We start from the raw sequence: 18668 nt of genomic DNA, 5'->3' as shown, positions 1-18668 counted from the left end.
AAAGTAGTTTTTTGTCACCTTGGGCCCGTGCCGGTTCAACGCCCGTGGCCCAGCGTAACAAAAAGTTTTTTGCGCCGCTTTTTTCAAAAAGCGGCTGCTTCCTTAAACTTCCGGTACCCTTGAGCGCGGAGTGCGCAGGAGGGGCAAGTGCCGCACCCATATCCCCAATCATGGCGATGCGTGCGGTCGCCATGGTAACAGGTGTGGGTGTCCTCGATGATCAGCCGCACCAGCGCCTCGCCGCCCAGGCTTTGCGCCAGCGCCCAGGTGTCCGCCTTGTCGATCCACATCAGCGGCGTATGGAGCACGAAATTATGCGCCATGCCGATGTTCAGCGTCTGCTCCATCGACTGCACGAACTCGTGCCGGCAATCCGGGTAGCCGGAAAAATCCGTCTCGCACATGCCGCCAACAATATGCCGCGCCCCACGGCGATAGCCGACCATGGCGGCGAAGGTGAGGAAGGCGATATTGCGGCCCGGGACAAAGCTGTTCGGCAGGCCGGATGAAGTCATGGCGATCTCGGTTTCGCGCGTCAGCGATGATTCGGAAATCGCGCCCAGCACCGACAAATCGACCACATGGTCTTCACCCAGCTTTTTCGCCCAGGCCGGGTTGAGCGCCCGAACAGCCTCGCGCACGGGCTCCCGGCACGACATTTCCACGCGGTGCCGCTGCCCGTAATCGAAGCCGATGGTCTCCACCTCGTCAAAACGGTCCAGAGCCCAGGCCAGGCAGGTGGTGGAATCCTGGCCGCCGGAAAACAGAACGAGGGCTTTTGTGTCACTCATACCGGGCGATTTGCGGATTGTTTCCCTGCCGTCAAGAGCGCAGGAAGAAAGTAGCCGCTTTTTGAAAAAAGCGGCGCAAAAACTTTTGTTTACGCTGGGCCACGGGCCATGTCGGCGACAACGCCTGCCTCACCCGAGCATCATCAGGCTGGCATTCCCGCCCACCGCGGCGGTGTTGGTCGAGATTATCCGCTCCGCCAGCAGCCAGACGGGATTGTAGGCTGCGCCGTCCTCAAGCGCCGCACTGCTGAGCGCCTGGAAGGGCAAGATCGCGCCTGGCCGCGCGGCCAGGGATTGGTTGAACGACCGCACCTCCGCCACGTCGCCTTCGAAAAGGACAGCGTCGAACGGCGCGGCCGCGTCATGGCTGATGTTGCAGCCGCTTTGTTCGGCCGCTTCGCGCTGGGCCCGGCGGCCGCGTTCCGAACGGCTGAGGCACAGAACGGTTCCGCGCGGGCGCAGCTCATAGACATTCCGCTCGCCGACCGGGCCGGGGAGTTCGCGGGAGTCCGGCATGAAAAAGGGCGCAGCCGCCAACATGCGGTGGAGGTAGAGCGGCCCGCCGGCTTTGGGCCCGGTGCCGGAGAGCCCGTGACCGCCAAAAGGCTGCACGCCCACCATTGCGCCCACCATGTTGCGGTTCACATAAATATTGCCGGCGAGGATCCTTGATGCCGCGTGCGCGACCATTTCCCCGATACGGCTATGCACGCCGAAGGTGAGCGCGTAGCCGGTGGCATTGATCGCCTCCAGCAGCGCGTCGCGCCGGTGTTGCGGATACCGCAGCACATGCAGAACCGGCCCGAAAATCTCTTCTTTCAGCACCGCGATGTCGGGAATTTCGATGAGCGTCTGCGGCACGAAATCTTCGCCAGGTGACGCGCCATGCTGGACGATTTTGTAGCCGGCGGCGCGCATGGCGGCGATGTGCGCGGTGATGTTTTGCGCCGCGGCGGTGGAGATCACCGGGCCGATATCGGTGCTAAGACGGTCGGGCGGCCCGAGGCGCAGCTCGGCCATCGCCCCGCCGAGCCGCGCCAGCAGAGCCGGCGCGATCTCCTCCTGAACGCAGAGGAGGCGCAAAGCCGAGCAACGCTGGCCGGCGGAATTGAAGGCGGAATAGAGCACATCTGTCACCACCTGCTCGGGCAGAGCGGAGGAATCGACAAGCATCGCATTCAGCCCGCCGGTTTCCGCGATCAAGGGAATTGGCCGACCGTGCCGGCTGGTGCGCCGGGCCAGGCTTTGGTTGATCTGCCGGGCGGTTGCGGTGGAGCCGGTGAACACCACGCCGTCACAGCGCCGGTCGGCCACCAGGGCCGCGCCGATTTCACCGTCTCCCTGGAGGCAATGCAGCCTTTCCCTCGGGACACCCGCCTCATGCAAAAGCGCCACGGCCAGAGCGGCGATGCAGGGCGTCTCCTCCGCCGGCTTGGCGAGCACGGCATTGCCGGCAGCCAACGCGGCGGCAACCTGGCCCAGGAAAATCGCCAACGGGAAATTCCATGGGCTGATGCACAGCATGGTGCCGAGCGGAAGGTGCGTGGCGTCGCTCCAGCCGTTTGTCTGCGCGGCGTAATAACGCAGAAAATCCACGGCTTCGCGGATTTCCGCGGCCGCATCGGGCAAGGTTTTGCGCGCTTCCGTCACCAGCAGCGCTATCAGACGGGCGCGATGTTGCTCGAGCAGATTTGCCGCCTTTCGCAACGCCGCCCGGCGTTCCGCCAGCTTCCATGGCGGGAGGTCTTGCGCGTCGCGAAAAGCCATTTCGACATCGCGCGCCGTCGCAGCCGGCGCTGCAATGGGCGGCGGCGTCAGCGCCAGCTCTTCAGCCAGCTTCCGCAACACAAGGTCATCACTGAAATCAAGCCCGAGGGAGTTTTCCCGCTCCGGCACAAACAGGTTCGGCGGCAAGGCGATCTTTTCATGGCCCGCGCCGATCGGCTCATGAGCGCGAATCTGTGCCACCGGATCGGCCAGAAGTGCGTCGAACGGCGCGGACACATCACCGAGAAAATGGATGAAAGAGCTGTTCGCGCCGTTTTCGAGCAGCCGCCGCACGAGATAGGCGAGCAGCGTTTCATGCGTGCCGACCGGCGCATAGATGCGGCAGGGCGCGCCAAGCTTCTCCGCCATGGCCGTTTCATAAAGCGCCTCGCCCATGCCGTGCAGGCACTGAAACTCATAGCGGCTGGCGGGATAATCGGCCCCCATGGCCTCAATGCCGGCGATGGTCAGCGCGTTGTGGGTGGCAAATTGCGGATACAGCGCCGGCCCCGCCGCCAGCAATTTCCGGGCGCAGGCCAGATAGGAAAGATCCGTGTGCGCCTTGCGCGTGAACACGGGAAAATCCGCCATGCCGTCATATTGCGCGCGTTTGATCTCGGCATCCCAATAGGCGCCTTTCACGAGCCGGATCATCAGGCGGTGCCCCGTGCGGCGCGCCAGATCGATGACATGGTCCAGCACGAACGGGGCGCGTTTCTGATAGGCCTGAACGACGAAGCCGAGCCCATCCCAGCCCGCAAAGCCCGGATGCCGGCACAAGGCTTCGAGAAGATCAAGCGACAGATCCAGCCGGTCGGATTCCTCGGCATCGATGTTCAGCCCGAGATTCCTCTCCCGCGCCAGCGCGCCCAGGCGGATCAGCCTTGGCAACAATTCCGCCAGCACCCGCTCCCGCTGGGAGCGAGTGTAGCGCGGATGCAGGGCCGAAAGTTTTATGGAAATGCCGGGCCGGTCATCCAAGGCGTCGCCCTTGGCCACCGCGCCGATGGCAAGGATCGCCTCCTCGTAGGAAGCCGCATAACGCGCCGCATCGTCCGCCGTGAGGGCCGCTTCGCCGAGCATGTCGTAGGAATAACGAAACCCCTTCGCTTCCATCGCGCTGGCGCGCGCCAAAGCCTGGCCGATCGTTTTGCCCAGGACGAACTGCTCGCCCATCAGGCGCATGGCGAGATCCATCGCCTTGCGGATTAGCGGTTCACCGCCACGGCCCAGCAGACGCGCGGCCGCTTGCGCCAGTGCTTCCTGAGGTTCAGCATCGAGCAAACGCCCTGACATCATCAAGCCCCAGGTCGCGGCATTGACGAAAAGAGACGGGCTGCGCCCGAGATGCGCCTGCCAATCACCCCGCCCCAGCTGGTCGCGAATCAGCGCGTCGCGTGTCGCGCTGTCGGGGATGCGCAGCAGCGCCTCGGCCAGGCACATCAGCGCCACCCCCTCCGTGCTGGAGAGAGAATATTCGCGGATCAACGCCTCGATGCCGCCCGGCCGGTGCTGGGCGCGCAACGCCGTCACGAATTTTTCCGCCCGCTTTCGCGCGGCTTCCGTTTGCGCCGGCGTCAGTACAGCGCCCGCCAAAAGTGCGGCAACGCATTCGGGTTCAGGCCGCCGATAAGCCTCGGTGATGGCGCGCCGCGCCCCGGCCTGATGAAGAGTCTCCCCCAGAAAGGACTGCATTCATTCGAAATAATCCCGGCTTACTGCCGGTTCCAGGAGCAGAGGAAGAAAGAAGCCGCTTTTTGAAAAAAGCGGCGCAAAAACTTTTGTTATGCTGGGCCATGGGCGTTGGCGCCGACGCAGCCCATGACCCAGAGTCATAAAGTTTTTTTGCTACTTTTTGTTCACAAAAAGTAGCCTTCTCTTTCTTCCTAACCGAGGCGGGTCTTCACCTTGCCGACGCCTTCAATTTCACCTTCCAGCAAATCCCCGCGCACGACCGCGGCCACACCTTCCGGCGTTCCGGTGAAGATCAGGTCTCCCGGCGCCAGCGCCACGAGCTTCGACAAGGTAGCGACGATGTCGGGCACGGGCCAGATCTGGTCCGCGAGGTCGCCGACCTGCCGGCTGGCGCCGTTCACGTTGAGGGCGATGCGGCCCGCGGCCGGGTGGCCGATCTTGCTGGCCGGCGCGATTTCACCGATCGGCGCGGACGCATCGAAGCCTTTGCTCATATCCCACGGGCGGCGCATCGCCTTGGCTTCGTCCTGCATGTCCCGGCGGGTGAGGTCGAGCCCGGCCGCGTAGCCATACACATGCGTCAGCGCATCCTTGACGGCGATATCCTTGCCGCCCTGGCCGATTGCCACGACCAGTTCCATTTCATGGTGCAGGTTGGCGGTCGCCGTCGGGTAGGGCGCATCGGCGCCGTTCGTCACCAGCGCATCGGCGGGTTTGGTGAAGAAGAACGGCGGCTCGCGGTTCGGGTCATTGCCCATTTCCCGCGCATGCGCCGCATAATTCCGGCCCACGCAAAAAATCCGCCGAACCGGGAAGAGTTTGCCGCCTACAACCGGGACTGCCACAACCGGTGGCGGCGCAATCACATAGTCGCTCATTCCAACGTCCTTCTCAAAATCTGGCGCGGGCATCGTGCCGCGCCAGGCGGCTTAGCAGATAGTCGATTTCCTGTCGCGCCACGGCGCTCAAACCGGCCCCCGGCTTGCGCTGCGCCTCATGCGCGATTGCACCGCGCTTCTGCAGCACATATTTGCGCACAGCCAAGCCAACGCCTTGTTGCTGTTCATAACGGATCAGCGGCAGATGCGCGTCGAACAGATCATGCGCCGAGTCGCGCTGTCCCGCCTTCGCGAAATTGACGACATCGACCAGCATGTCCGGAAAGGCGTAGCCGGTCATCGCGCCGTCAGCGCCGCGCTCCATCTCGAAATCAAGGAACAACCCGCCATTGCCGGTAAGGATCGACAGCGGCCGGAGTGAGCCTTCCTTCTGGAACGCCCGCAGCGCGGAGATCTTTTCCAGACCCGGCCAGTCCTCGTGCTTGAGCATCACGCAGGACGGGTTGTCCATCACGATCTGGCGGATCACTTTCGGCGTCATCACCACGGTCAGGGTCAAAGGATAATCCTGAATCACCACCGGTGTATCGGTGCCGACCGCCTCGATCGCCTGGGCGTAATAGGTAAGGATCTGCTCATCGGTGCGCAGCGACGGCGCTGGGGCGATCATCACGCCCGCGGCCCCGTCATCCATCACGCCGCGCGCCAAAGCGCGCATGGCGGCAAAACCCGGCGCTGAAACGCCGACAATCACCGGCACTTTCGCCCGGCGGATCACCTGCCTGGCGATCGCGCGTGACTCCGCCGCCTCGAGTTTCGGCGCCTCGCCCATGATGCCGAGGATGGTCAGGCCGGTGACATGGCTGCCGTGGTAAAAATCGACCATCCGATCGATGGAGTTTTCATCAACCGCGCCCTCCGGGGTGAAAGGCGTGGGGGCGATGGCGTAAACGCCGCCGGCGGTATGGTCGAGATGCATCAGATTTTTCCCACTTTCTTATGTGCGTGCCGGAACCGGGGTTTCCGCCACCGGCGTGAGCGGCCCCTTGCCGTCGAACCAGGAAATCACGTTATCGATCACCAATTGCGCCATCAGCCCGCGCGTGTAATGCGTTGCCGTGCCAATATGCGGCAGCAACACGACATTCTCCATCTGTCTCAGCGCCTCGGGCACGTGTGGCTCGGCCGCGAACACATCGAGACCGGCGGCGAGTATCTTGCCCGTTTGCAGCGCCGTGATCAGCGCCTCTTCATCCACCACCGACCCGCGCGCGACATTGATGAGAATCCCGTTCGGGCCGAGGGCTTCGAGAATCTTGGCATCGACGATGTTTTTCGTCTCCGCCCCGCCCGGCAGCACCACGATCAGCACATCCACGGCCTCCGCCAGGCTTTGCAGCGAGGCGTGGCACAGATAGCGCAAATCCGCTGACGGGCGGCGCATGAACACTGACACGGGGATATCGAAACCCTCCAGCCGCCTGGCGATCACCTTGCCGATCCGTCCCATGCCGGCGATGCCGATCTTGCGCCCACGGAGCGACGCGCCAAGAGGAAAGGCCTCGCCCGCCTCCCATTGCCCGCTGCGCACGAAACGGTCCGCCTGCGGAAAACGGCGAATGGTCGCGAGCATCAGCCCCACGGTGAAATCCGCCATCTCATCGTTCAGCACATCGGGCGTGTTGGTCACGACCACGCCCCGCTTTGCCGCGGCGGCAACATCCACGGAATCGTACCCAACCCCGAAATTGCTGATGATTTCGAGCTTCGGCAGCCGCTCGATCAGCGCTTCCGTGGTCCGAATCCGGCCGCGTGTGACGAGGCCGGTAATCTCGTTGCCATGGGCGGCAATGATCTGCTCCAGGCCCAGCACGTCATCGCGGTAAACATTGTAGCGCGCGGCCAAGGCCTCATCGACACGCTTATCCATCGCGCCGATGCTGAGGATTTTAATGCGATTGCTCATGAACGATGCCGGGCTCCCGTTAGGTGTGATGTGACGCGCATGATGGCTTCAGGCTTTCGATGTCTCGCCGCCGTCGCGGAGCAGGAAATCGAAATCGCACCCCTGGTCGGCCTGCAATACGCTCTGCTCGTACAGCTTGGCATAGCCACGCTTTGCCATCTCGCGATGCGGCGGCTGCGTCTCCCAAATCTTCAGGCGGCGCTGCAGCTCGGCCTCGTCGATCAGCAATTCCAGCCGCCGCGCCGGAACGTCCAGCATGATCCGGTCGCCGGTCTGCACCACGGCCAGCGGGCCGCCCACGGAAGCTTCCGGCGCGATATGCAGCACGATCGTGCCGAACGCCGTGCCGCTCATCCGCGCGTCGGAAATGCGCACCATGTCCTTCACGCCTTGGCGCGCCAGTTTCAGCGGAATCGGCAGATAGCCGGCTTCCGGCATGCCCGGCCCGCCTTTCGGCCCGGCATTGCGCAGCACCAGAATATCGTCCTCATTCACGTCGAGATCCGGAAGATCGATGCGGCGGGTAAGATCCTCGACCGAATCGAACACCACGGCCCGCCCGGTATGGGTGAGCAGCGAAGGCGACGCCGCCGAATGTTTGATGACCGCGCCATCGGGCGCCAGATTGCCGCGCAGAATCGCCATTGCCCCTTCCTGCTTGAGCGGCGCGGCAAAACTGTAAATCACGTTCTGGTTCGGCACCGTCTCCGCCGCTTCGATGGCGTCGCCGAGCGTGCCACCCGAAACGCTCGGCGCGTTCAAGTCGAGATAGGGCTTCAGCTCGCGCATCAATGCCGGCAGGCCGCCGGCATAGTGGAAATGTTCCATGTAATGCTGGCCTGAGGGCTTCAGATTCAATAACACCGGTATCTCGCGCCCGAGCTTGTCGAACGCTTCCGTGTCCACGTGAACGCCTGCGCGCCCGGCCATGGCGGTGAGGTGAATCAGCCCGTTGGTCGAGCCGCCAATCGCCTGCAGCACGATCATCGCGTTGCGCACGGAAGCTTCCGTGATCAGCTCTGCCGGCGTCGGCACGCCGGACACCGCCATCTCCGCCGCGCGCTTGCCGCTCATTTCCGCAATCCGGCGGCGGTCGGCATGGGTGGCGGGGGCCGCCGCGCTGTTCGGCAGCGCCATGCCCAAAGCTTCCACCACGCACGCCATGGTGCTGGCCGTGCCCATCACCATGCAGGTGCCGACCGAAGGGGCGAGGCGGCCGCTGATGGTCTTGATTTCCGCCTCGTCGATATTGCCCGCGCGGTGCTGCCCCCAGAGCCGGCGGCAATCCGTGCATGCGCCCAGAACCTCACCCTTATGATGGCCCACGACCATCGGCCCGGTCTGCACGACGATGGTCGGCAGATCCATGCTCGCCGCCGCCATCACCTGCGCCGGCAGCGTCTTGTCGCAGCCGCCGATCACCACGACCGAATCCATCGGCTGCGCGCGCATCATTTCCTCAGTGTCCATCGACATCAGATTGCGCAGGAACATCGAGGTCGGATGCGCGAAGCTTTCTCCGATGGAAATGGTGGGAAACACCATGGGCAATCCGCCCGCGAGCATCACGCCGCGCTTCACGCTCTCGATCAGGTCCGGCACATTGCCGTGACACGGGTTGTAATCGCTGAATGTGTCGGTGATGCCGACGATCGGCCGGTCGAGCGCGTCATCGGAAAATCCCATCGCCTTGATGAAGGCGGTGCGTAGAAAGAGTGAAAATCCGGCATCACCGTAGCTGGTGAGCCCTTTGCGCAGGCCTTTGGTGCCTTTCGTCATTCAGCGTTCCTCTCGAAAGCGCGCTCCGGCGCGTGGGCCGGGCGGATTATGCGAGCATATAAGCCCAGTTCGCAAAAAAAACATAGCTTCTGATATGTTTAGAACTTATATTTTCTTTGCATATGGACACTGAATTTCTCGATAGTTTCGTGATGGTCGTGGAGCACGGTTCGGTCGCCGAGGCCGCGCGGCATCTCAATCTCACGCCGGCTGCGGTCACGCAGCGCATCCGTGCCCTGGAGCGGGAAATCGGGACGGCGTTAGTGTCGCGCTCGGGCCGCACCATGCGCCCCACCGAAGCCGGCGCTGCCGTGCTGCCGCAGGCGCAGCTGCTGGTGCGCAGCGTTCGCGACCTGCGCACCCGGGCGAACGAGCAGAATTTCGCCGGAGAACTCGGCCTCGGCGCGATCTCCAGCGCCCTCACCGGCATTCTGCCGCCGCTACTGGCGCATCTCGCGAAAAAACATCCGCTCATGACACTCTACATCCATCCCGGCACCTCCGCGGATCTGTACCGCAAGGTCGCCGATGGCGAGCTGGACGCCGCGGTCATCGTCGAGCCGCCCTTCGCCTTGCCGAAAAGCTGCGCCTGGACCACCTGGCGGGAAGAGCCGCTGGTTTTGCTGGTGCATCGCGGCATCAAGGAGCGCGACGTGCACAAGATCCTCAGCACCGAGCCGTTCATCCGGTACGATCGCAAACAATGGGGCGGGCGCCTCGCGGAAACCTATCTGCAGCAGATGGGCATCCGCCCGCAAGACCATTATGAGCTGGATTCGCTCGACGCCATCGCCGTGCTGGTGGACCGCGAACTCGGCGTCGCGCTGGTGCCGGACTGGGCACCGCCCTGGCCGGCCGGATTGAACCTCACCAAGCTCCCCGTGCCGATCCCCTTCGAAAAGCGCCGCATCGGCCTGGTCTGGCGCCGTGCCTCGGCGCGGCTGCGCCTGGTTCAGGCACTGATGGCTGAGTCAGAACTGGCAAGCGCGCAAGGAAAGTAGCCGCTTTTTAAAAAAAGCGGCGCAAAAATTTTTGTTATGCTGGGCCATGGGCGTTGAAACCAGCACGACCCAGTTTATAAAAAGTTTTTTGCTTCTTTTTTTCAAAAAAGAAGCGCTTCCTTACTTCTTATCAAACTGCGCGACCGGCGCCGGCGTCGCTCGGGAATAATCCATCCCGCAATAGCCGCCACCCTGATAGCGCTCGGCCACCGGGTTGAAGCTGGTCTTGCCGTCCAGTTCCGGCGTGTGGGCATCGGCGCTGTCCGTCGGCTCCCACCCGATGATCTGGCGTCCGTCCTTGCGCCACCAGGTCATGCGCTTGTTTTTCGACGCGCCCCAGACCACGATGCAGCCATGCTTGCCCGTGCTCGGCGCCAGCGTGCTGCGTTCCACGAGACGCAACAGATCGCCGTAAGAGAACCAGGTCGCCAACATCCGGTCGTCGATCGGCTTGGGCGTGCAGGAGCCGATGCGCAGGAACACGCTCTCCACGCCATGCTTGTCCCAATATAGACGGCCCATCAATTCGCCATAGGCTTTCGACAGGCCGTAATATCCGTCCGGGCGCAGATAGCTGTCATCGTCGAGAACCTCGCCGCGCTCGTGAAAGCCGATCGTGTGGTTCGACGAAGCGAACACCATGCGCGCTTTTTCCCGCCGGGCCGCCTCGTACATGTGATACAGCCCGCGAATGTTCGGGCCGATCACGGTCTCGAACGGCTGCTCGACGGACACGCCGCCGAAATGCAGGATCGTGCCGCACCCTTCGGCGAGGCGAAGCAGCATCGCCCCGTCGTTCAGATCGGCCAGCGCGAAGCTCGCCCCCTCGGGAACCGTGCCGGGAAACGGCACGCGATCGGTCAGAAGCAGTTTCCAGCCGCGGCCGGCCAGTTCCCTGGCCAGCATCTGCCCTAACGCGCCGGAAGCGCCCGTCAACAGGACGGGGCGTTGGGGGATATCCATAGTGTGCTCCATTTCCTTAGGCCCGCTTGCTGCCAGGCGCCGCCGCCAGCGTCGCCCAGCTTGTGTTGGGGCGCTTCACATACACCGCCATGGCCACCACGCCCGCCACCGCGAGCGCCGAGGCAATCGCGAAAGCGCTGCTGTAACCACCCAGATATTGCACCGCGAGTCCGGTCGCGGCGGGCCCGATGATGCCGGAGATGTTGCTGAGCAGATGGATGAAACCGCTCACACCGCCCACCCGCGTTTCCGGAACGATCTCATGAATCGTCGCCCAGCAGGACTGCACGGAACAGGTCAGCATCATCACCGCCACCGCGATCAGCGTGACCGCGACCAGCGCATTCGGCGCGACGTTCACGGCGATCAAGGCCATGGCGGCGAGCGCCAGAGGCAGGATCGTGGTGAGTTTCCGCGCCATCAGCGGGTCGCGCATGCGGCGATACGCAAAATCGCCGATCACCCCGCCGCCGGCATAGCCTATGAAGCCGCAAGCCCAGGGAATCGCCGCCACGAACGCCATCCTTTTCACGTCCATATGCAGCGCCGAGACCAGGTAAGTCGGCAGCCAGGAGAGGAAAATATACAGCGTGTAGTTCACGGCGAACATGCCCAGCCCGAGCGACAGCGTGCTGGCGCGGCCCAGATACACATGCAGCGGCAGCGCCTTGTCGGTCGCGCTCGGGACCGTCGCGGCGCGGCTTTCCGCCACCATCGCGATCTCCCCGGCGCCGACGCGGCGATTCTGCTTCGGCAGGTCGGTGACGAAATAGAGCCAGGCCGCGACCCACATCAGCCCCAGAGCGCCAATGGCGAAGAACGCCACACGCCAGCCATAGGCAATCGCCAGCAGGCCGACGATCGGCGCGGCGATGGCGCTGCCAACCGTCTGGCCGGAAAAGGTGAAACCGATTGTCCGTGACGTCTCCTCACGCGGAAACCAGTTGGTGATGGTCCGGTTCGTCGTCGAATTCATCGGGCCTTCGGCGAAACCGAACAAGGCGCGCACGATGAACAGCGAGCCGAAACCGGTGACAGCGCCTGTCAAGGCGCACAGCACCGACCAGGCCGCCGCGGCCCAGGTGTAAATGACGCGCGGGCCATATTTGTCGGCCAGATGACCGCCCACAAACGCGAAAATCGCATAGCCGAAAAAGAACACGCTGAACGTGACGCCCAGCGCCGATGGCGAAAGCCCCAGATCCTTCTTGACGAAAGGCGCCGCGACGCCGAGCGCGGCGCGGTCCATGTAATTGATGATGCCTGCGATAAACAGCAGGAAGGCGACGACGTACCGATAGTTTCCGGTCTTCATAGTGTTAGTTTCCTCCAGTTAGCATCGCCATTTGCCGATTATTCTCCGGCTGGTGCATGACGAGGGTACTCTCAATTTTCTATGGCTTCACCTCAAAAGAACGCGATGGTGCATGGGCTCGCACTTGGCAGCGCATGACCGCTCGGCGCAAGATTTCCATTCTCCGCTATGGTGAATTGTGAGATGAAGTCACCTTGTTCGGCCGCGACAATAAGCCGCTTGCCATCCGGGCTCAGCGTCATGAAGCGTGGGTCACGTCCGTTGGTCGGCGTCCAACCCTGCACCGTCAATGATTTTGATTGTTCGTCGAACGCCAACCGTGTGATGCCGTCCTGGCCGCGGTTGGATACATAGACATGCCGCCCATCCGGCGTGATGACGATCGCGGCCGTGGTGCTGGCACCGAAAAAATCCGGCGGCAGCGCCGAGGCCAGATGCAGCGGCTCGAGAATGCCTGTCGCTTCATGCCAGTGGCACGTCGCCACCGTCGAATCGAGTTCATTGACGACGAAAGCAAATGGCAATTTCGGATGGAACACCATATGGCGCGGCCCCGCCCCCGGGCGCATCTTCGCCTCGCTTGCCACCGACAAGGTTCCCGCCTCGGCATCCAGCCGCAGCACGAACACGCGGTCGACGCCTTTGTCGGGAACGATGATGAAGCGGCCGCCCGGCGAGACCACCACATGATGCGGATGCGCGATCGTCTGCTCGGTCCGGTGTGGGCCGAGTTCCCCCGGCAAGGCGAGCAAATGCGACACGTCCTCGAGCGCGCCGTTTGGAAGCACAGGCAACAACGCCATCGTGCCGCTGCCATAATTGGCCACGACCAGGAATCGGCCCGTGGGGTCAAGCGCCTGGTGCACGCCGTTCATGCCGCCGCTGGCGGCCTTGCTGATCTGCCGCAGCGCGCCGGTTTCGGGATCCACGGCAAAGGCCGTCACGTAGTCGGCATCGCCATGCACCGCATAGAGCACGGAACGGGCGGCATCCATCACCAGAAAAGACGGGTTGACGAGATCGCCGACATGCCCGGCCGGCGCCCAGGCGCCCGAGACGGGATCGATGGCATAGACATCGATCCCCTTGCCGCGCGCCTTGCGCCGCTCCGTCGTGAAACAGCCGACATAGGCAAAGCGTGCCGCGCCGGTTGGAAGCGGCGATGACGCTGTTAGATGTGTTGTGCTCATCGTCATCGCCGCCCCGCTTTATTCCGCGGCCCGGGACTGGGCGCGATGCGCCTCGTAGCGCGCCTTGTTCTCGGCATTCGGCGGATACAGGCCCGGCAGCGACGCGCCGTTCTGTACTTCGTTGAAAATCCAGGCTTCCAGCTTTTCCTGTTCCACCGAAGCGGCCACCACATCGGCGACCAACGCCGCCGGGATCACCACCGCGCCGTCATCATCAACGACGATCACGTCATCGGGGAACACCGCGACGCCGCCACAGGCGATCGGCTGCTGCCAATTCACAAACGTCAGGCCCGCAACCGACGGCGGCGCCGCGGCGCCCTGGCACCAGACCGGCAGGTCCGTGGCCAACACACCGGCAACATCACGCACCACGCCATCAGTGATCAGAGCGGCAACGCCACGCTTTTTCATGCGCGCACAGAGAATGTCGCCAAAAATACCCGCATCGGTGACGCCCATGGCATCGACCACGGCGATGCAGCCGTCCGGCATGGCTTCGATCGCCGCACGGGTCGAGGTCGGCGAACTCCAGGATTCCGGCGTGGCCAGATCCTCGCGCGCCGGCACGAAACGCAGCGTGAAAGCCTGGCCCACCACCCGCTTCTGCCCCGGCTTCAGCGGCTGCGTGCCGCGCAGCCACACATTGCGCAGGCCTTTTTTCAGCAGCACCGTGGTCAGCGTCGCCGTGGTCACGCCTTCAAGCGCCTTCATCGTCTTCTGGTCCAAAGCCATTATATCTCGATCCCCTGTTTGATTTCCGTTGTTAAATTAGACGCTGGCGATCAGCCCGCCATCGACGCGAATCACCGATCCGGTGAGATAGGCGGCGCGCGAACTCGCCAAAAAGGCCACGACGTCGCCATATTCCTGCGGATTGCCATAACGGCCGACCGGAATGCTGCCGGTGCTCTCGGCGGTCACGTCTTCCACGCTGCGCCCCTCGCGCTTGGCCTTCGCTTCGTCGAGGAACTTGATGCGATCGGTGGCGATGCGCCCCGGCAAAATGATGTTCGCGGTCACGCCGTCACGCCCCACTTCGCGCGCGAGGGTCTTCGACCAGCCGACCAGCGACAGGCGCAGCGCGTTGGAAATGCCGAGATTAGGAATCGGCGCCACCACGCCCGACGAGGTGCTGGTGATGATCCGCCCCCATTTGCGCGTGCGCATCCCCGGCAGCACGGCATCGGTGATGGCAATTACCGAGACCACCATGGACTGAAAGAACTTCGCCCAGGTTTCCGCCGACTGGCCGCTGGCCGGGGTGGGCGGCGGGCCACCGGTATTGTTGACGAGAATATCGACGGGGCCGAGCTCGCGTTCGATGGTCTGGATATGGCCCGGAATCAGCGACAGATCCGCCAGGTCCCAAGTCAGGCCGCAGCTCTTCACCCCCAACGCGTTCACCGCCGCCCGGGTCGCCTCGATCGCCTGCGGGTCGATATCGCCGACGGCGATGTTCACGCCCTCGGCCGCCAGCGAGGTCGCGATCGCCCGGCCAAGGCCGCCGCCGCCGCCGAGCACCAGAGCCGTTTTGCCCTTTATGTTGAAATCCATGTTTCATCCTCATCTGCGCGGGCCAGCCACAGCTGGCCCTTGGCGAGGATGATAGGCGAGGTGGAAAATTAAGAAATATAGGTTTTTATACGTTCAAACAAAAAAATTTATTTGCTTTGGTAGAAAGAGGCCGCTTTTTGAAAAAAGCGGCACCAAAAACTTTTGTTTACGCGGGGCCATGGGCATTGTCGGCGACACCTCAGGCCCAGCAAAACAAAGTTTTTTTGCTACTTTTTGTTCACAAAAAGTAGCGCTTCCTTCCTTGCTTACTTTAACCGCGCCCTGCCTTGTTCCAACACCAGCACGCCATCGGCGAGGCGCAACGCCTGCGGCCGGTGGGTGATCAGCAAGGTTGTCCGGCCGCGCGCCAGGCGCGCGATGGTGTCGAGCACGGCCCGTTCGGAGACGGCGTCCAGCCCTTCCGTCGGCTCGTCCAGGATCAGCAGCGGCGCGTTTTTGAGGAAGGCGCGGGCCATGGCGATGCGCCGGGCCTGGCCGCCGGACAAGCCGGTACCGGCTTCGCCGACCATTGTGTCGAGCCCGCCGGGCATTGCCATGACCTCATCGAGGATGTCGGCGTCACGCAGGGCCGCGCAAAGCTCCTCCTCGGTGGCATCGGGGCGGGCCAGAAAGAGGTTTTCGCGGATGCTGGTGTTGAACAGATGGGTCTGCTGCGCCACCACGGCGCACAGGCTACGGATGGTCTCCCCGCTCAGCGCGCGCAACGACACGCCGCCGATCTCCACGCTCCCTTCCTGGAAATCCCAAAAGCGAAGCAAGACATTGAGCAGGCTCGTCTTGCCGGCGCCGGTCTGGCCGATCACGCCAAGGCAGCCGCCTTGGGGGATCGTGAAACTAACATCATCGAGGGCCCAGCCTTGCGTGTCGGCGTAGCGCATTTTCAGTCCCTCCACCCGCAGGTCGAACCGGGTGGGGGGCGAAGCTTCGATGCCGGGCTCGGTGATGGCGGGGCTGGTGTCGATCACCTCAAAAATGCGCCGCGCCGCCGCGAGGCTTTGGCCCAGCGCGTTGTAGGCGGCCGGCAAGGCGCTGACCGCATCGAAACTGGCCAGCACGAACAGCCCGATCATCGCGAAATCCGGGCCGGTGATGAGGCCCTGCCCTACCAGAGGCAGCGCGACGATCACCGCCACCCACAGGCTGAGCTGCGCGATCAGCAGGCTTGTCGCGGTGGACGCCGCGCCGATCCGCGCCTCGCGGCGCTGCGTCGCGATCAGGGCCGCGCTGCCGGACGCGAGGCCGGCGAGCCTGGCATCGAGCCCGCGATAAATCAGCAACTCGCCGAAACCACGGATCGTATCCGCGATGTCGGCGCGCAAGGTGCCGCGCAGCGCCACCGCCCGCGCGCCGGGTTTGCGGGCGAGGCGCAGGGCGACCAGCGGCACCGCCACGCCGGCGAGCGCCAGCCCGGCCAGGTCGGCAAGCGCAACATGCGGGCTGAACCAGAGCAGGAAAAGCACCATCAGCCCGACGGTGATGAAGGCCGAGGCGGTGGGCACCAGCACGCGGAGATAGACATTGTCGAGACTGTCAATGTCGGCGCGGATGCGGCTGAGCAGGTCGCCGCCACGATAATATTGCAGCCGCGCCGGCGCCAGCGGCTCCAGATGCGTGTAGAACCAGACGCGCAACCGCGCCAGGAAACGCAGGGTCGCCTCGTGCGTGGTCAGCCGTTCCAGATAGCGCCCGCCGGTGCGCAGCACGGCGAGGCCGCGGATCGCGGCAGCGGGCGTGAAATAGTCGATATCGCGCGTGCCGAGACCGGCCAGGGCCATGGCGGCGATGAACCAGCCGGACAAAGCGAGCAGCCCGACATTGGCAAGGATCACCACCACGGTCAGCCCGATTCCGGCAAAAACCCAGCGCCAGGAACCCTTGAACAGCCAGAGCAGGCGCAGAAGATCCTTCATGGCGTCGTCTCGTGATACAGCGCGCTGGTCTCGGCATAGAGACCGTTCTGCGCGAGCAGCCCCTCATGCGTGCCGGATTCGACGATGCGCCCCTCATGCAGCACCAGAATCCGTTCCGCCGTCATCACGCTTTCCAGCCGGTGCGCGATGATCAGCACCGCCCGGTTGCGCGCCAGGCGGTCGACTGCCTCGGCGATCAAAGCTGCCGTTTCGGCATCCAGGCTGGCGGTCGGTTCGTCGAGGACAATGAGGTCGGCCTCTTTCAGGAAGGCGCGGGCCAGAGCCACGCGCCGGATCTCGCCGCCGGACAGGCCCTGCCCGCGATCGCCGACGATGGTGTCATAGCCTTGCGGCAGGCGCTCGATAAAGGCCGCCGCATTGGCCTCCTGCGCGGCCCGGCGCACGGAAGCCTCGTCGGCGCCGGGGCGGCCGAGGCGGATATTGTCGCCGACGCTGCCGTGGAAGAGAGTCGGCGCCTGCGGCATCCAGGCGATGCGCGCAACCCAATCCGCCGGGCCGATGGCGCGCAAATCGGTGCCGTCCACGGTGATCATTCCTTCATCCGGCACGTCGAACCCCAGAAGCAGCCGCGCGATCGTGCTTTTACCGGACCCGCTCGGCCCCACCAGAGCCACGCGCTCGCCGCGCGCGAGGCGGAAATCGATGCCCGTCAGCACGGGCTCGCCAGGACGATAGGAGAAGCCGACATTCCTGAAACTGACCTCCAGGGGTTCCGGCACCGGCGCCGGCGGCGCGTCCGGCCGTTCCGGCGCCTTGATGTCCAGCAACGCCACAATCCGCTCCGAGGCGCCGATCGCCTCCATTCGCGCGTGATATTGCGTGCCCATCGCGCGCAGCGGCCGGAAGAATTCCGGGGCCAGCAACAGCACCGTGAACCCCGCGAGGAAATGCATGTCGCCGTAATAGAGGCGAAAACCGATATACACCGCGACCATCGCGATGCTGACCGTGGCGAAAAACTCCAGCACCAGCGAGGAGAGGAAGGCGACGCGCAGCACATCCATCGTGCTGCGGCGGTAATCGTCGGAAATACGGCCGATGATGTCCGCCTGCTGCCGGCTGGCGTTGAACAGTTTGAGCGTGGTGAGGCCCTCGATGACATCGAAGAAATGCGCGCTCATCCAGGCGAGCTTGCGCCATTGCCGCTGGTTGAGCCGCTCCGTGCCCTTGCCGATCAAAATCATGAAAACCGGGATCAGCGGCGCGCAAATCAGCATGATGATCCCGGAAACCCAATCGGTGGGGAACACGAACACCAGGATGGCGGCCGGAATGAAGGCGGCGAGCGGCATTTGCGGAAGATAGTCGGCATAATATTTGCCGAGTTCCTCCACGCTCTCGAGCAGCAGGCTGGTGAGGTCGCCGGTGCGGCGGCTCGCGACGAAGCCCGGGCCCAGTGCCGCGATCTTGCCGGTCAACTCGACGCGCAGCGCCTGCTTGACCCCGGCGGCGGCCTCGAACGCAACGGCATCGGCGCCAAATGAAACCACCGCCCGCACCGCGAACACAGCCAGCATCGCCCATAGATACGGCCACACGGAGGCCAGGCCGCGATGCTCGATCACTGCCGCATTGACCACATGCCCGAACAGCCAGGCCTGCACGATCAGCAGCACGCCGCCAAAGGCGCCGATGCCAATGGCGGCGGTGAGCGGCAACCGGGCGGCCTTGGCACGGCTGCGCAGCCAGGAATCGAGCGCCTTCGCCGTGGCACGAGGCATGGGAGCGGAATGTGTGGCCATGTGCACTCCTTACCGGATAAGCGGCACGGCGGCGACCGGGTTTCGCGCGGACCCGAAATGCCGGCGCCGGGGCTGAGCCTGACCCGCCCCCGGCATCCAGCCTAGAGCATT

Annotated in this window: 14 protein-coding genes; 1 reads left to right on the top strand and 13 read right to left on the bottom strand. The window is 63.9% G+C overall.

What is annotated here, in order from left to right:
* Positions 1–83: 83 nt before the first annotated feature.
* The 6 genes from queC to VNC39_RS03650 all read right to left on the bottom strand — a co-directional run bounded on the left by queC (position 84) and on the right by VNC39_RS03650 (position 8837).
* Positions 84–791, bottom strand: a complete 708-nt coding sequence (gene queC / locus VNC39_RS03675) for a 7-cyano-7-deazaguanine synthase QueC (protein ID WP_325396282.1) — start codon at positions 789–791, stop codon at positions 84–86.
* A gap of 129 nt (positions 792–920) precedes the next feature.
* Positions 921–4253 carry an L-glutamate gamma-semialdehyde dehydrogenase gene (locus VNC39_RS03670; RefSeq protein WP_325396280.1) on the bottom strand — a complete coding sequence of 1111 codons (3333 nt, stop codon included), beginning with the start codon at positions 4251–4253 and terminating at the stop codon, positions 921–923.
* 191 nt (positions 4254–4444) lie between these two features.
* Entirely contained in the window at positions 4445–5131 is a 687-nt protein-coding gene (locus VNC39_RS03665; RefSeq protein WP_325396279.1) for a fumarylacetoacetate hydrolase family protein, read from the bottom strand.
* Between the two features lie 13 nt (positions 5132–5144).
* Positions 5145–6071, bottom strand: a complete 927-nt coding sequence (locus VNC39_RS03660) for a dihydrodipicolinate synthase family protein (protein ID WP_325396277.1) — start codon at positions 6069–6071, stop codon at positions 5145–5147.
* Positions 6072–6089: 18 nt separating this feature from the next.
* Positions 6090–7058, bottom strand: a complete 969-nt coding sequence (locus tag VNC39_RS03655) for a 2-hydroxyacid dehydrogenase (protein ID WP_325396275.1) — start codon at positions 7056–7058, stop codon at positions 6090–6092.
* A 48-nt stretch (positions 7059–7106) separates the two neighbouring features.
* A complete protein-coding gene (locus tag VNC39_RS03650) occupies positions 7107–8837 on the bottom strand; it encodes an IlvD/Edd family dehydratase (RefSeq protein ID WP_325396273.1) in 1731 nt (576 codons plus the stop codon).
* A 122-nt stretch (positions 8838–8959) separates the two neighbouring features.
* Here VNC39_RS03650 and VNC39_RS03645 point away from each other — a divergent pair, with 122 nt between their 5' ends.
* The gene (locus tag VNC39_RS03645) at positions 8960–9838 is read left to right on the top strand and encodes a LysR family transcriptional regulator (RefSeq protein ID WP_325396300.1); all 879 of its coding nucleotides are present in this window, start codon (positions 8960–8962) and stop codon (positions 9836–9838) included.
* A gap of 120 nt (positions 9839–9958) precedes the next feature.
* Here VNC39_RS03645 and VNC39_RS03640 read toward each other — a convergent pair whose 3' ends face one another.
* From VNC39_RS03640 to cydD, 7 genes are all read right to left on the bottom strand, one after another.
* Positions 9959–10801, bottom strand: coding sequence for an NAD-dependent epimerase/dehydratase family protein (locus VNC39_RS03640; protein ID WP_325396271.1), 843 nt, complete (start codon positions 10799–10801; stop codon positions 9959–9961).
* A 16-nt stretch (positions 10802–10817) separates the two neighbouring features.
* Positions 10818–12116: an MFS transporter gene (locus VNC39_RS03635; RefSeq protein WP_325396269.1), complete on the bottom strand. Its 1299-nt coding sequence runs from the start codon at positions 12114–12116 to the stop codon at positions 10818–10820.
* A 92-nt stretch (positions 12117–12208) separates the two neighbouring features.
* Positions 12209–13306 (bottom strand): lactonase family protein, encoded by a 1098-nt coding sequence (locus VNC39_RS03630; protein ID WP_325396267.1) that lies wholly within the window; start codon positions 13304–13306, stop codon positions 12209–12211.
* Positions 13307–13324: 18 nt separating this feature from the next.
* The gene (locus VNC39_RS03625; protein ID WP_325396265.1) at positions 13325–14041 is read right to left on the bottom strand and encodes a ribonuclease activity regulator RraA; all 717 of its coding nucleotides are present in this window, start codon (positions 14039–14041) and stop codon (positions 13325–13327) included.
* A 36-nt stretch (positions 14042–14077) separates the two neighbouring features.
* On the bottom strand, positions 14078–14863 hold the full coding sequence (locus tag VNC39_RS03620) for an SDR family oxidoreductase (protein WP_325396263.1): 786 nt from the start codon (positions 14861–14863) through the stop codon (positions 14078–14080).
* A gap of 266 nt (positions 14864–15129) precedes the next feature.
* Complete coding sequence (cydC, locus tag VNC39_RS03615) at positions 15130–16794, bottom strand: thiol reductant ABC exporter subunit CydC (RefSeq protein WP_325396261.1); 1665 nt, start codon at positions 16792–16794, stop codon at positions 15130–15132.
* The gene (gene cydD, locus VNC39_RS03610) at positions 16791–18557 is read right to left on the bottom strand and encodes a thiol reductant ABC exporter subunit CydD (protein ID WP_325396259.1); all 1767 of its coding nucleotides are present in this window, start codon (positions 18555–18557) and stop codon (positions 16791–16793) included. Before cydD ends, cydC begins: the two co-directional genes overlap by 4 nt.
* Positions 18558–18668: the final 111 nt, after the last annotated feature.

It is taken from the genome of Acidocella sp. (assembly GCF_035535915.1).
Classification (GTDB): Bacteria; Pseudomonadota; Alphaproteobacteria; order Acetobacterales; family Acetobacteraceae; genus Acidocella.
This window is presented reverse-complemented; position numbering and strand designations above follow the sequence as displayed.

Excerpts from the sequence above, each read along its gene's own strand:
- VNC39_RS03630 (WP_325396267.1), bottom strand. The coding sequence starts at position 13,306 with ATGAGCACAACACATCTAACAGCGTCATCGCCGCTTCCAACCGGCGCG.
- VNC39_RS03635 (WP_325396269.1), bottom strand. The coding sequence starts at position 12,116 with ATGAAGACCGGAAACTATCGGTACGTCGTCGCCTTCCTGCTGTTTATC.
- VNC39_RS03670 (WP_325396280.1), bottom strand. The coding sequence starts at position 4,253 with ATGCAGTCCTTTCTGGGGGAGACTCTTCATCAGGCCGGGGCGCGGCGC.
- VNC39_RS03640 (WP_325396271.1), bottom strand. The coding sequence starts at position 10,801 with ATGGATATCCCCCAACGCCCCGTCCTGTTGACGGGCGCTTCCGGCGCG.
- VNC39_RS03650 (WP_325396273.1), bottom strand. The coding sequence starts at position 8,837 with ATGACGAAAGGCACCAAAGGCCTGCGCAAAGGGCTCACCAGCTACGGT.
- VNC39_RS03660 (WP_325396277.1), bottom strand. The coding sequence starts at position 6,071 with ATGCATCTCGACCATACCGCCGGCGGCGTTTACGCCATCGCCCCCACG.
- VNC39_RS03655 (WP_325396275.1), bottom strand. The coding sequence starts at position 7,058 with ATGAGCAATCGCATTAAAATCCTCAGCATCGGCGCGATGGATAAGCGT.
- cydC (WP_325396261.1), bottom strand. The coding sequence starts at position 16,794 with ATGAAGGATCTTCTGCGCCTGCTCTGGCTGTTCAAGGGTTCCTGGCGC.
- queC (WP_325396282.1), bottom strand. The coding sequence starts at position 791 with ATGAGTGACACAAAAGCCCTCGTTCTGTTTTCCGGCGGCCAGGATTCC.
- VNC39_RS03665 (WP_325396279.1), bottom strand. The coding sequence starts at position 5,131 with ATGAGCGACTATGTGATTGCGCCGCCACCGGTTGTGGCAGTCCCGGTT.
- VNC39_RS03645 (WP_325396300.1), top strand. The coding sequence starts at position 8,960 with ATGGACACTGAATTTCTCGATAGTTTCGTGATGGTCGTGGAGCACGGT.
- VNC39_RS03625 (WP_325396265.1), bottom strand. The coding sequence starts at position 14,041 with ATGGCTTTGGACCAGAAGACGATGAAGGCGCTTGAAGGCGTGACCACG.
- VNC39_RS03620 (WP_325396263.1), bottom strand. The coding sequence starts at position 14,863 with ATGGATTTCAACATAAAGGGCAAAACGGCTCTGGTGCTCGGCGGCGGC.
- cydD (WP_325396259.1), bottom strand. The coding sequence starts at position 18,557 with ATGGCCACACATTCCGCTCCCATGCCTCGTGCCACGGCGAAGGCGCTC.